Origin of the sequence: Psychrobacillus sp. INOP01 (assembly GCF_018140925.1) — a bacterium.
GTDB lineage: Bacteria > Bacillota > Bacilli > Bacillales_A > Planococcaceae > Psychrobacillus.
The window spans coordinates 3,458,257-3,471,047 of sequence record NZ_CP073315.1 but is presented as its reverse complement, the minus strand read 5'-3'; the positions used below and the strand labels follow the sequence as shown (position 1 = coordinate 3,471,047).

The following is a 12,791-nucleotide window of genomic DNA, read 5'->3' as shown; positions in this document are numbered from 1 at the left end:
CCTTATTGTCTATTTTTTTTCATGCTTCACGAACATAGATACGTTCATCAATATCCCAATTGCTGCCGATAAAATAATAATAGAAGTACCTCCGTAACTTATAAATGGAAGTGGTACCCCGGTCAGCGGGATAATCCCAAGCATTCCTCCTAAGTTTATAAATGTTTGAAATCCTATAATACTGCCAATACCCGCAGCAATCATACGAGCTTGAGGATCCTTTGTATGTAAAGCAATATTAATAGCTTTAAATACAATAAAGAACAATCCACATAAAACAATTAATACCCCAATAAGACCAAGCTCTTCTGCAATGATAGACATAATGAAATCAGTATGTGGCTCGGGCAAATATCCATATTTTTGATTGGAATTCCCTAAACCTAAGCCTGTTAAACCACCTGATCCAATAGCAATATAACCATTCACAATTTGATATCCATATCCTTGCTCGTAATCAAAAGGATTGAAAAATGCTTCTAATCTTCCTCTACGATGGGGAGTCAACAATGCATCTTTCATCATATAGATTGCAAATAGTCCCGCTATTATAACTATACCAATTAATCCGATTATTTTGGAAAATGATTTAAATTTAATTCCACTAGCTGCAATTACTGAAATAGCTACAAAACTAATAATCATTGTATTGCCAACATCTGTCTCCATCATGATTGACACGAAAACAAAAAATAGCACAATTAATGGTGGACCAACTGATTCATTTAATTTATCTAATGTACCATTTTCTGATTTTTTTGCAAATATCCCAGCGAAATATAAAACTATCACTAGTTTCGCAATTTCCGATGGTTGTAGGTTAAACCCTAAGTCGAGCCAACTTTGGGAACCACTTTCCCCACCGACTCCGATAATATGCACTAAAAATAAAAGTGTAAACATAACTAGAAGCATCAGTTGCATCATTGATTTATTTTTATAATGCTTATAAGGAAAAAAGGCGGTTACGAAGAATACTGGAATACAAAGTAATAAATTTGTTTTTTGCTTGTTGAAAAAATAATCAGGCTCCCAGCCGTAATTCATTACTGCCCAGCCCATACTTGCGCTATAAATCATTACCAAACCAAATAAGCACAAAGCTAAGTAGACAAAAAATAATGGGTAATCAAAATTTCTTGCATAACGTTTTAAATATGAAATCATATATTATACCTCTATTTCTTTATATAGAAAAAAAACTCAAACAGATAGTTTTGTTTGAGTTTTATAATTATTTTTCTGTATGAATCTCATGTAAAACGGATAATTCTTTTTCAAGAGAAGCGATAATCTCTTTCCCTTCACTTTTCTCTAAAAGACCAAGTTTTACCGCAAAATCTATTTCACGTGATAATCCAAACATTTGTGTGTCTAAAACCTCTTCATAAAGAGGACATTGAGGCATCGTTAAGTTATCCATCTGCACTTTAATAAGCTGTGCAATCTTTTCTGCATCTTTTTTCAAAAGCTCTAAAGCCTTATCTTGATACGAAATTTGTATATTAGTATCCATGAGGACGCCCCCATTTTTATTATTTCTTATTATTTATCTCCCTAAAGTGTATCTTTTGCACGGAAAAATTGCAAGTGTTCTCTTATTTTACTTTTGGAAATAATTAAATATTCTTTAGAACTTTTCAATTTAAAGGTATACTTAATATGTGAAACTTCGATCAGTGGGTGAGTTTCTTCATCTCCCACTGAATGAAAAACTGAACTCAGTCAATTAACGCCGCATCGTGTGGCAATGCCTGAGTGACCAACGTCCTGTTGGCCCGAGGCTCGCTGATGCGAGTCACATAGACGAAGCCACACGAAGTGGCGCTTTTCGTCTATGTTCTACGGCGGGCTTTTACGGGCAGTTATCCCCCACTTATGATTTGTTACTTGGGTCGAGCCTTGAAGTGGTAGTCATACTGCCCGTTAATGCGGGATAAAGATTAGATAGTTTAAAGGAGGCAATTTTGTTGGAACTTATCATACCAGTTAAAGGTGCAGTTAAATTTAATATTACGTTAGACCCTACCGTTTGGATTTTCGATGATCGTAAAATCGATTTGGATGAGTTTTTTTCTGGTGAGTATGAGTACAAAGATGAGCTAGAAGAGTATACAAAAGTCACATCGGCTCACTGGTCACGTGAAATCATTGAAGGATCTACAAACCCACCAACTTTACAAACAGAAAAAAAATATGAACGTACAAAAGTACTAACAAGTACTTTCGGAATTGATATGAAACCTTTTATCCTGAATTCTGAACCTTTGCCAAACGCAACAAGAGTTGTGGTCGAAACGACAGAGGGTGAACATATATTTGCTTTAGAAGATTTAGATACGCTATTGTTAAAGTTTAGTCATAAGGGTAAACCACTTCGTGAGGATGGCCCTGTACATGTATTGAAAAAAGATGGATCAAATATTAATACTCCGTTAAAATGTGTCACTGCGTTTCGTGTAGAATAGGAGATGTATAGATGAAAGTACAATGTGCCATTTGTGATCGAATTGATGAACTTCCAGATGATTTACCTCTTGCTAAGAAGCTCAGAAATCGTCCAATTCACACGTATATGTGTCCAGAGTGTCATGACCGTATTGAAGAAAGAACTAACAGTCGTCTTGCAACTGGGAAGTTTGTTTTTTATAAGAGTTCACGTCTAATTGAAAATGAGTTTTAAACATTGTAAATTAGCTATAAACCAAAACCTGTTTCTATTGCTTTCGAAGGGCTTTGGACTGACGTTTTACTATATGAATACCGATTGAATTTTTGGGAGATGCCGGTTGGTTGTGACGTTCGTCACAACCAACCAGCATCTTTTTTTAGAAAACATTTACTATCCCCCTTATTTCCACTAGTGTTATAGAAAATCTACCTTTTCATCCTCATTACAACATATTATCTCTAATTCAACAGACTGTTATATCCCTCTATTAACTTTTCCTAGGCTTATAAACTAAGCTATACGTGGTGCTATATCTTATAGTGAAGTACTACTCATTATATTGATTGTAGTGAAAGGTGGCGACTCCAGCGGGAAACCGGTAGGCGAATACCCCGCAGCGCAGCGAGGAGGCTGAGGCAACGCCCGCAGAGGCCAACAAGAGGTTGGTCACGAAGGCGGTGCCACACGAAGTGGCGCTCTTAGCCCTAGTTCCTTAACCTGAAACGGAAATTAGTAGTATTTTCTTTCTTTCTCCCATATAAACAATGTAGTCGGTACATTTTTATTTTCTTCACTGGATATAGACTTAGAACGCCACAGAGTGTTCGAAGCCTTCGTAGCCAACATTTTATAGAGCGGAGGAGATTGAAGCTGTACCCTTCAAAACATGAAAGTGTGTAGAAGCAGAAATCAGTGCTTTTTCGCATTTCACTACTAATTACTTTTTATGAAATTTACTAGTGAAATGGTAATTTGCTGCAAAAGAAAAAGCTCGGCTACATTTAAGTAGTCGAGCTTTGTCTTTTCTCAAGTCGTAAGCGTATTTTATAAATGATTAGGATCAACGCTGCCACGATTAACCCTTCCACAACTGGAAGGAAAAATGCGAGGAACGTCAACATCAGACAACCTAATAACAAGAATACGTAAATGACAGCATTTTGACTAAAACGCAATTTCTTAGCAAATCCAAGCTTGTACACAAGCACAGAAAGCAAGAAGATTAAAATAAATAGTACATATCCAGCTATATCGTAAGATGGCATAACCTCATAAATATATCTCGATATACTAGACATTCTACCAAATACGAATTGCTTTTCCTCCAAGGTTATTCACCCTTTCAGCTTTTATTCAACTTCTGCATTTTTCTTTTTCTTCGTTACACGTTCGCGTTCGCTCTTCTCAAGAACTTTTTTACGTAAACGGATCGATTGAGGAGTAATTTCTAAATACTCATCATCTCCTAAGAACTCAATTGCTTCTTCAAGAGTTAAAATACGAGGTCTCTTAATCACGTTCGTTTGATCTTTGTTAGCTGAACGAATATTAGTTTTTTGTTTTGCTTTTGTAATATTTACAGTGATATCGGCATCACGATTATTTTCACCGACGATCATACCTTCATAAATATCAGTACCTGGTTCAACGAATAAAGTACCACGGTCTTCAATACCCATCATACCGTAAGTTGTTGATTTACCTGTTTCCATAGAAACAAGCACACCTTGGTGACGTCCACCAACACGACCAGAAACTACTGGTTGATAGCTATCGAAAGTATGGTTGATAATACCATAACCTTTAGTAAGGGACATGAATTCTGTTGTATAACCGATTAATCCACGAGCAGGAACCATAAAGATTAAACGAACTTGTCCACTACCATTGTTGACCATATCGACCATTTCGCCTTTACGAGTACCCATAGATTCGATAATTGAACCTACACTGTCCTCTGGAACATCAATTTGAACGCGTTCGATTGGCTCACATTTTTTGCCATCAATTTCACGAATAATTACTTCTGGTTTAGAAACTTGTAATTCAAAACCTTCACGACGCATATTTTCGATTAAAATCGACAAATGAAGCTCTCCGCGACCTGAAACAGTCCAAGCATCAGGAGAATCAGTATCTTCAACACGTAAAGATACATCTGTTTCTAATTGAGAACGAAGACGCTCTTCAATTTTACTTGAAGTAATCCATTTACCTTCACGGCCAACAAATGGTGAGTTGTTTGTTAAGAAAGTCATTTGTAAAGTTGGCTCATCAATACGTAATGGAACTAAAGCTTCTTGATGGTTTGTAGGACAAACTGTTTCCCCTACGTTAATATCTTCCATACCAGAAACAGCAATTAGATCCCCAGCTTTAGCCGATTGGATTTCATCACGTTTTAAACCGAAGAATCCAAATAATTTTGTTACACGGTAATTTTTAGCAGTTCCATCAAGTTTCATTAATGAAATTTGTTGACCCACTTCAATTGTACCGCGGAATACGCGACCAATACCAATACGACCCACATAGTCATTATAATCTAGCAATGCTACTTGGAATTGTAATGGCTCATCCGAGTTATCAATTGGTGCTGGAATCGCAGAAATAATCATTTCGAAAAGACATTTCATGTTTTCTTCTTGTTTAGCAGGATCTTCATCTAAAGAAGCAGTACCGTTTACACCTGAAGCATAAACAACTGGGAATTCTAGTTGATCTTCATCTGCACCTAATTCTATGAACAATTCAAGAACTTCATCTACTACTTCTAGTGGACGAGCTGAATCTTTATCTACTTTGTTTACTACTACAATTGGCGTTAACTTTTGTTCTAACGCTTTTTTCAATACGAAACGCGTTTGAGGCATACAACCTTCATATGCATCGACAACTAGTAAAACACCATCTACCATTTTTAAAATACGTTCTACTTCGCCACCGAAGTCAGCATGTCCAGGCGTATCAAGGATGTTAATACGTGTCCCATTGTAATCGACTGCTGTATTTTTTGCTAAAATTGTAATACCGCGTTCACGCTCTATATCATTAGAGTCCATGGCTCTCTCATCAACATGTTCATTTGAACGAAAAGTACCTGATTGTTTTAATAATTGGTCGACTAATGTCGTTTTCCCATGGTCAACGTGTGCTATAATTGCAATGTTTCTTAAATCTTGACGTATATTTGTCATATTTCCACTCCATATTCTTTTTTCGAGTCCATAACTGTGTTATTATATCACAAGTGAAACTAAAGTAATATTATTTTTTATCATTTATTTTTGGAGGTAATCATTTTGGGTAATATTAAATGGATTTTCGCACTTTATTCCCTAGGCGCAATTTTATCAATGGCACTTATTGGGATTGCTATTGCACTACGAAATATTCCACTTATTTTTGTATTCCTTATCTTATTATTCGTCATTATGGGATTTGGTTTCAAAACAAAGAAAAAAATGCGTGACGCAGGTTTGCTCTAAATACCTAATCCTCTCCAGCAAAATTTATTTTGCTGGATTTTGTTTTAATTGAATATAATCTGTCAATAATTGTTCATGTAATCCTGGTTTAGAAACGATAAAGCTATCAGCATCTAGTAAATCTAGATGTTCAAATGCTAAATTCGTAACAATTGCCCCAACTTCTTTTGCTAAAACCATTCCGCCAGCTACATCCCAAGGTGATAACCGCATAGATATATAGGCATCTAACCTTCCAGTCACTACATACGATATTTCGATTGCTGCTGAACCAAGTGACCTAGTACCTCTGACGGTTTTAAGTAAGTTCACCATCCCTTCATTTTGTACATATCTATTCGGCACTACCCATCTAGCGTTTATACCAACAACTGCCTCCTCAACCGAGGAAGCGTGTAACTTCGGCAAACGCATATCATTAAGATATGCACCACCATTTAAGGACCCACTAAGCAAAGTATCCTCCATCACATTATATATATATCCTAGGATACCTACTCCATCTTTATATATCCCCAATGAAATAGCAAAATTTTGTTTTTGATGAATGAAATTTGTTGTACCATCTATTGGATCAAGTAACCATACATAGCCGTCTAAATCCTTTATGTCATCACCAAATCCTTCTTCTCCAAATATTCGGTGCCCTGCAAAATCTGCTTTTATATGCCTGATAAAAAATTGTTCAGTCTCTTTATCGATATTAGTAACTAGGTCATTTGCCTCTGACTTCGATTCAATGATGAGCTCGGAAGACAAGGAAGTTTTAATGTTATATGCCGCTTCCTTTATTAACGACTTCGCGTATGTATCAAGCTTGTGTATATCCAATCGTCCCACCCCTTCTTAACACCTATGCTTTTAGTATAAAGAAAAAAACACCGGCTGTCTTTTCATTAGCAGGTGTTTTTTATGGTACTCCTATAATTGGAACATTAATCGAGAGCATTGAGTTCCTCCAAAAGCTGGTGAATTTCAGCTAGTCGGGTTTTAGAAGCACTTATTTCTTTATCATTTTTACTCGTCATTGCGTCAAATAAAGTTGCCAGCTCATAATCTAACTCCATCTTTAATGTTCGAATTTTTTCTTTTTCCAAGTCTTCTTTACGAATAATATGCACTACCTGTCTCATCACTGCCACCCCTTCTTTTTAATATCGTAATATTCAGAAGATTCTTTATAATAAAATATGCTACCATATAAATAATGTCTACTGAAAAATACTACTTACAAGATTTTTACCCAAAATTCCTATAAAATAAACATAGAAGTTGAAAGGAGTTTACATATGAGCAAAACATTTTGGACTGAAGAAGATTTTGATGTCTTTCAAATAGATGGACTTGAAAACAGAATGGCTGGATTGATCGAAAAAGTAAGACCTAAATTCGAGGAGTTAGGCAATCATTATAGTCATTATTTTTCTACAATACTTGGACAAGAATATTATCCTCACGTGGCAAAGCATGCAAGACGTTCAGTTAACCCTCCAAAGGATAGCTGGGTCGCATTTGCACCTTATAAGAGAGGGTATAAAGCTCTACCTCACTTCCAAATAGGATTATGGGGTAGCCATGCTTTTATCATATTGGCGGTTATTTATGAAGCGCCCGATAAAGTAACTATTGGTGAACGATTATTAAAGAAAAAAGCGTTATTTAACAAATTGCCTGCCGACTTTATCATTTCCGGAGATCATATGAAGCCAGAAGCATTCCTGTTAAAAAAGGAAAAGAAAGAAGGTCTTGAGCAACTACTGGTCCGTTTAAAAGATGTAAAAAAAGCAGAATTTTTAGTAGGTCGTCATATTAGTAAAGAAGAAGCAGTACAGCTTTCCGTGGAGGAGTTTCTAAAACTTGCAGAAGAAACATTTGATTATTTAATGCCAATATATAAAACAATGATCCAAATGAAATAAGTAATCCCCTCCTATACTCAAATGGGTATAGGAGGAATTTTTATCCTTTAATAATTGCACTATCCGGTAGTTCTTTCATCTTTTTTATAATAGGGAAACTTACATAACCACTTTCTTTTTCAAATTCACGAAAATAAGTTTTTTCTTCTGCAATAGAAGGTACTATTTCTTTAAATCTTCGGTATCTTTTCATTAGTTCTTCTCGTTTGATTCCATTTTCATATGCTTTTTCTATCGCTTCAAAAAATTGCACTACATCTACTATTTCTTCTGTCGACCAATCCAATGAAAAAGGGTATGTGTATTCCATCTTTTACTACCTCCTATTATTTCCACTTATTTCGTATATCCATTGCTTGCATTTCCATGCGATCGAATAATTCTTGTACGGAAGGGATATCCTTTATTAACCCTACTGACTGCCCTGCCCAACCAAAGCCTTTATCTTCATCACCTTCATAAATGAACTGCTTATTAGCTTCACCACTAATATAGTCCTTAAGAGCATCATATGTTGGATTCGCTCTTTCAATACTTAAAATCGAATCTGTCCAACTATTTTTTATAGCTCTTGCAGGAGCACCGATGGATTTCTTAATAATTACAGTATCCATTTCTCCGCTATTTATTAATGAATTTTTATAAGCAGGTGAAGCATGAATACATTCTTTTGTAGCGATGAATCTGGTACCCATTTCAATCCCTTCTGCCCCTAGTGCATGAGCAGCCATCCATCCCCGCCCGTCTGCTATACCACCAGAAGCAATGACTGGAATAGAAACAGCATCCACTACTTGAGGGATTAACACGATAGATCCGACATCATCTCTTCCAAGATGCCCTCCACCTTCTTGTCCCACTACCATAACTGCATCAGCACCAAGCTCCTCTGCTTTTTGAGCTTGTCGTTTAGCAGCAACAAGTACTAGCTTTTTAATCGATGTACTTGCGAGTTTTTCTAATATTGGAGCTGGATTTCCTCCAGTCATCGATATTACCGGAACCTCTTCCTCTATAGCCACTTGTAACATATGATCATAAGGTCTCCCTGTCTGACCAATTGCAAAATTTACACCAAAAGGTTTGTCCGTCAACTTTCTGACTTTATGTATTTCTTCCCGTAATTCTTCTGGCGTCTTTAAACTCATGGCAGTTACCTGTCCTAAACCTCCCGCGTTTGAAACAGCTGCACATAAATCAGAATACGCTAAATAAGCAAGCCCTCCTTGAACAATTGGAAGCTTCGTACTTAATAATTTTGTAACCCTTGTATGAAAAGCCATTCTCTCCTCCTCCTTATATTAATAGTTTAATGAATTTAATCTAATGATACAAATTACAATGATTTTAATAGTATTACGGCTATTGAAGTGCTATAATTTCTTTTGTTTATAAATTCTAACTAGAGGTGGTATGAACGTTGTCACAATTAGAAACTCCATTATTCGATGCATTATTAAAGCATCGAAATCGTCATCCAATCCAGTTTCACATTCCTGGACATAAAAAAGGGAAAGGGATGGACCCTGCATTTCGAGAGTTCGTTGGAGATAATGTACTTTCTATAGACCTGATCAATATTGCTCCTTTAGATGATTTACATTCACCTAAAGGTGTTATTAAAAAAGCACAGCAATTGGCAGCTGAAGCGTTCGGTGCTGATGAAACATTTTTCTCTGTACAAGGGACAAGTGGTGCAATTATGACTATGATACTTACAATTTGTGGACCCGGAGATAAGATTCTTGTTCCACGAAATGTTCATAAATCGATTATGTCCGCAATTGTGTTTGCTGGCGCGATTCCAGTTTTTATCCATCCGGAGGTAGATAAAGAATTAGGAATCTCTCACGGTATATCGGTTGAATCGGTAGAAAAGGCATTAGAGGCACATCCGGACGCAAAAGGATTATTAGTTATTAATCCTACTTATTTTGGTTTAGCAGCGGATCTTAAAAGGATTGTAGAGCTTTCACATGAGAAAGGGATTCCTGTTGTAGTAGACGAGGCACACGGAGTTCATATTCATTTCCACGATTCACTTCCAGTTTCTGCAATGCAAGCTGGGGCTGATATGGCAGCAACATCTGTTCATAAATTAGGTGGATCGATGACTCAAAGTTCTATTCTCAATGTAAAAGAAGGTTTAGTATCCACTAAGCGTGTCCAGTCTATTTTGTCTATGTTAACAACAACTTCCACATCCTATCCGTTGCTTGCATCTTTAGATACTGCAAGACGTCAACTAGCTATCCATGGTGAGGATTTAATTGGAGATGCAATTAGACTTGCAAAAGATACACGTAAACGTATTAACGCAATCCCACATATCCGCTGTGTAGGGGAAGAAATATTAAAAACTTCTGCTACGTATGATATGGATCCAACTAAACTATTAATAAGTGTTAAAGACTTAGGAATGACAGGGTATGATGCGGAAATCTGGTTAAGAGAAAAAGCAAATATAGAAGTAGAACTTTCTGACTTGTATAATATTCTATGCTTGATCACACTTGGAGATACGAAAAAAGAAGTTAACCTACTTGTTAATGCTCTCTCAAGAATGGTAGCTGCTCATGAATCTGATGCAGTTGTCGTAGAACCATCTGTTACTCTGCCGGATATACCAGGACTAGCTATGTCCCCTAGGGATGCTTTTTACGCTGCTACAGAATCTATTCAACTAAAAGAAGCAAGTGGCCGTATTTCTGCAGAGTTCGTAATGGTTTATCCACCAGGTATCCCGATTTTTATTCCCGGGGAAATAATTACGCAAGGTAATATCGACTATATTACGATGAATATCGAAGCAGGGTTACCTGTGCAAGGTCCTGAAGATGACACTCTTGAGATGATACACGTCATTAAAGAACATCAAGCGATATTTTAATAAAGTGAAACTTGGTGGTTTTCGTTCCCTCACTGATTGAAAAATTGACCTTAAATATTAATATTACCGTGTCATGTAGCAATGCCAGAGTGACCAGCTGCCCGTTTATACGGGCTAAACATAAAAGGAACTCCTATTAATGTAAGTAGTTCAGTTATTGTGGAGAAACTAAATAACAAGCGGAATAACATTTGAATTCACAGATTTAAACCACATATTAATAGGACGCGAAAAAAGCACAGAGCTAATTGCTCTGTGCTTTTCTTTTTAGGGAAGTAATTACATTAAAGTCCCCGTTTAAGTCCCCGTTTGTATAGTAAATTTCTTCACAAAAATAAACTATTTTCATCTAAAACCATTGCCAAAAACTCACTAAATTTTACTAAACCACAACCCAATAAGAATGATGCTCACTACCCCAAAAACTGTTGTTCCCACTATAAACCAAACTGTAGATTGGATAGTTGAACTTTTCTTACTTTCCATATTTCTTTTTATAAAAGCGAGAACAACAAATCCGATTACGATGAAACCAACGGTTATCCAAAGTAATAAATCCAATTTTTATCCCCCTTTTTTGTGAAATTACTTACCTTAATCTACTAGGTAATTTAAGTACATCGCTTAGTAATGATTAACATCACTCTTCGACTCTCCTATTTCGTTAAAAGAACAAGAACAAAAAAACAGGAATAACCCTTAAATATCAATAAAAATCGAGTATAAAATCTTTGCGATTCCATACTCGATTTCCGACACTAATTCTATTGTTTCTCCGTTGTTTCTGAACCTCTATTAAGGGGATTCTTTTATGTTTTGGCGTTTAAGTTTTTGAACTCTCAAGTACGTCTAGCATTTTTTACCGACTACTTACCATATAAACTTAGAATCACTCCGAGAAGTTGTAAAAACTGTAATTAGATTAATAGCGCAAACAATGGGCAAACAAAAGATCCAAATATCGCACTTAAAGTCATAGAAACAGATCCCATCGTCAATGTTTCCTCTCCATATTCAGTTAGTTTGGAAACTCCGATACCGTGGGAAGCACTACCCACTGATATTCCTCGACTTATCGCTTTATCTATACGAAAAATCTTAAAAATAACAGGCCCAAATATGGCTCCAACAATACCTGCAAAAATAACGAAAACAGCTGTTAATGTTGGGATCCCCCCTATTGCCTCACTAATCGGAATAGAAACCGGAGTCGTAATCGATTTCGGTAATAAGGATAATAATATATGATCATCCAATGACATTAACTTAGATAATATTGTAATACTGATTAAACCCGAAAACAGAGCAGTCAATACACTCAAAAGAATTGGAACTTTGTATTTGAAAATTTTCTCCCGGTGAATGTAAAGAGGATAAGCCATACTAACAACAGCTGGTCCTAATAATTCATTAATCCACTTTCCACCCGACATATATGTATCATATGGTATTTTACTTATTACTAAAATAATCACAATTACCACCGTTGTAGAGAAAATAGGAATTAATAACGGATATGTAAATCTTCTATATATGAGATTCATTACATAAAAAAGCACAATTGTTCCGATTATCATCATAAACGCAATCATTCAATCTGCTCCTTTTCTAATAGTTTCCGCTCGAGATATTGACAAAATTTACCTGTTATAACAATAGTTATTATCGTACTAATGACAATTGATAGAACCATCCCTAAACCAGCCCAGGATAGGAGTTCTGGATAGTCCATTATTCCAACAGTAGCAGGTATAAAAAACAACGCAAGAAAGGTCAATAAAAATCCTGCTCCATCTTTTATTAGTTGGACCGGAATAATGTTAAAATATAAGCAGCCAAAAAGTAACAATAATCCAATAATACTTCCAGGAAATTGAAGGGATAGAATTTGTACAATCCAAGATCCGATAAACGAGAAAAGGTATAAAATAATTACTTGAAGCACAATACGAATAATCCTAACCATATATACACTTTAAAAGATCTTTCATAAAGCTTTCACCTCCAATGGTATATAGGGAATAATTTTACGCTTAATATGA

16 protein-coding genes are annotated in these 12,791 nt (G+C 36.0%); 5 read left to right on the top strand and 11 right to left on the bottom strand.

Annotated features, from left to right (window positions below; genetic code table 11):
* Window positions 1–9: 9 nt before the first annotated feature.
* Window positions 10–1,167 (bottom strand): FtsW/RodA/SpoVE family cell cycle protein, encoded by a 1,158-nt coding sequence (locus KD050_RS16950; protein ID WP_211893504.1) that lies wholly within the window; start codon window positions 1,165–1,167, stop codon window positions 10–12.
* Between the two features lie 67 nt (window positions 1,168–1,234).
* The gene (locus tag KD050_RS16945) at window positions 1,235–1,516 is read right to left on the bottom strand and encodes an Fpa/YlaN family protein (protein WP_211893503.1); all 282 of its coding nucleotides are present in this window, start codon (window positions 1,514–1,516) and stop codon (window positions 1,235–1,237) included.
* A gap of 454 nt (window positions 1,517–1,970) precedes the next feature.
* Here KD050_RS16945 and KD050_RS16940 point away from each other — a divergent pair, with 454 nt between their 5' ends.
* Together KD050_RS16940 and KD050_RS16935 are read left to right on the top strand one after the other, a co-directional pair.
* A complete protein-coding gene (locus KD050_RS16940) occupies window positions 1,971–2,468 on the top strand; it encodes a peptidyl-prolyl cis-trans isomerase (RefSeq protein ID WP_211893502.1) in 498 nt (165 codons plus the stop codon).
* 11 nt (window positions 2,469–2,479) lie between these two features.
* Window positions 2,480–2,683: a YlaI family protein gene (locus KD050_RS16935; protein WP_211893501.1), complete on the top strand. Its 204-nt coding sequence runs from the start codon at window positions 2,480–2,482 to the stop codon at window positions 2,681–2,683.
* Between the two features lie 770 nt (window positions 2,684–3,453).
* Here KD050_RS16935 and KD050_RS16930 read toward each other — a convergent pair.
* Together KD050_RS16930 and typA are read right to left on the bottom strand one after the other, a co-directional pair.
* Window positions 3,454–3,780 carry a YlaH-like family protein gene (locus tag KD050_RS16930; protein ID WP_235753845.1) on the bottom strand — a complete coding sequence of 109 codons (327 nt, stop codon included), beginning with the start codon at window positions 3,778–3,780 and terminating at the stop codon, window positions 3,454–3,456.
* Window positions 3,781–3,801: 21 nt separating this feature from the next.
* A complete protein-coding gene (typA, locus tag KD050_RS16925; RefSeq protein ID WP_211893500.1) occupies window positions 3,802–5,649 on the bottom strand; it encodes a translational GTPase TypA in 1,848 nt (615 codons plus the stop codon).
* A gap of 105 nt (window positions 5,650–5,754) precedes the next feature.
* Here typA and KD050_RS16920 point away from each other — a divergent pair, with 105 nt between their 5' ends.
* On the top strand, window positions 5,755–5,940 hold the full coding sequence (locus KD050_RS16920) for a YlaF family protein (protein WP_211893499.1): 186 nt from the start codon (window positions 5,755–5,757) through the stop codon (window positions 5,938–5,940).
* Window positions 5,941–5,964: 24 nt separating this feature from the next.
* Here KD050_RS16920 and KD050_RS16915 read toward each other — a convergent pair whose 3' ends face one another.
* Entirely contained in the window at window positions 5,965–6,771 is an 807-nt protein-coding gene (locus KD050_RS16915) for an inositol monophosphatase family protein (protein ID WP_211893498.1), read from the bottom strand.
* Window positions 6,772–6,875: 104 nt separating this feature from the next.
* The gene (locus KD050_RS16910; protein ID WP_211893497.1) at window positions 6,876–7,073 is read right to left on the bottom strand and encodes a hypothetical protein; all 198 of its coding nucleotides are present in this window, start codon (window positions 7,071–7,073) and stop codon (window positions 6,876–6,878) included.
* A 156-nt stretch (window positions 7,074–7,229) separates the two neighbouring features.
* Here KD050_RS16910 and KD050_RS16905 point away from each other — a divergent pair, with 156 nt between their 5' ends.
* Window positions 7,230–7,859, top strand: coding sequence for a YktB family protein (locus tag KD050_RS16905; protein WP_211893496.1), 630 nt, complete (start codon window positions 7,230–7,232; stop codon window positions 7,857–7,859).
* Between the two features lie 40 nt (window positions 7,860–7,899).
* Here KD050_RS16905 and KD050_RS16900 read toward each other — a convergent pair whose 3' ends face one another.
* Window positions 7,900–8,169 (bottom strand): UPF0223 family protein, encoded by a 270-nt coding sequence (locus KD050_RS16900; protein WP_211893495.1) that lies wholly within the window; start codon window positions 8,167–8,169, stop codon window positions 7,900–7,902.
* A gap of 16 nt (window positions 8,170–8,185) precedes the next feature.
* Entirely contained in the window at window positions 8,186–9,142 is a 957-nt protein-coding gene (locus KD050_RS16895; RefSeq protein ID WP_211893494.1) for an NAD(P)H-dependent flavin oxidoreductase, read from the bottom strand.
* 137 nt (window positions 9,143–9,279) lie between these two features.
* Here KD050_RS16895 and KD050_RS16890 point away from each other — a divergent pair, with 137 nt between their 5' ends.
* Complete coding sequence (locus KD050_RS16890) at window positions 9,280–10,749, top strand: aminotransferase class I/II-fold pyridoxal phosphate-dependent enzyme (protein WP_211893493.1); 1,470 nt, start codon at window positions 9,280–9,282, stop codon at window positions 10,747–10,749.
* A gap of 372 nt (window positions 10,750–11,121) precedes the next feature.
* Here the strand turns inward: KD050_RS16890 and KD050_RS16885 are convergent, their stop codons facing one another.
* The 3 genes from KD050_RS16885 to KD050_RS16875 all read right to left on the bottom strand — a co-directional run bounded on the left by KD050_RS16885 (window position 11,122) and on the right by KD050_RS16875 (window position 12,715).
* Window positions 11,122–11,310, bottom strand: coding sequence for a hypothetical protein (locus KD050_RS16885; RefSeq protein WP_211893492.1), 189 nt, complete (start codon window positions 11,308–11,310; stop codon window positions 11,122–11,124).
* Window positions 11,311–11,666: 356 nt separating this feature from the next.
* Window positions 11,667–12,341: an LrgB family protein gene (locus KD050_RS16880; protein WP_211893491.1), complete on the bottom strand. Its 675-nt coding sequence runs from the start codon at window positions 12,339–12,341 to the stop codon at window positions 11,667–11,669.
* Window positions 12,338–12,715 (bottom strand): CidA/LrgA family protein, encoded by a 378-nt coding sequence (locus KD050_RS16875; protein ID WP_211893490.1) that lies wholly within the window; start codon window positions 12,713–12,715, stop codon window positions 12,338–12,340. The genes KD050_RS16880 and KD050_RS16875 overlap by 4 nt, the downstream gene beginning before the upstream one ends.
* Window positions 12,716–12,791 lie beyond the last annotated feature (76 nt).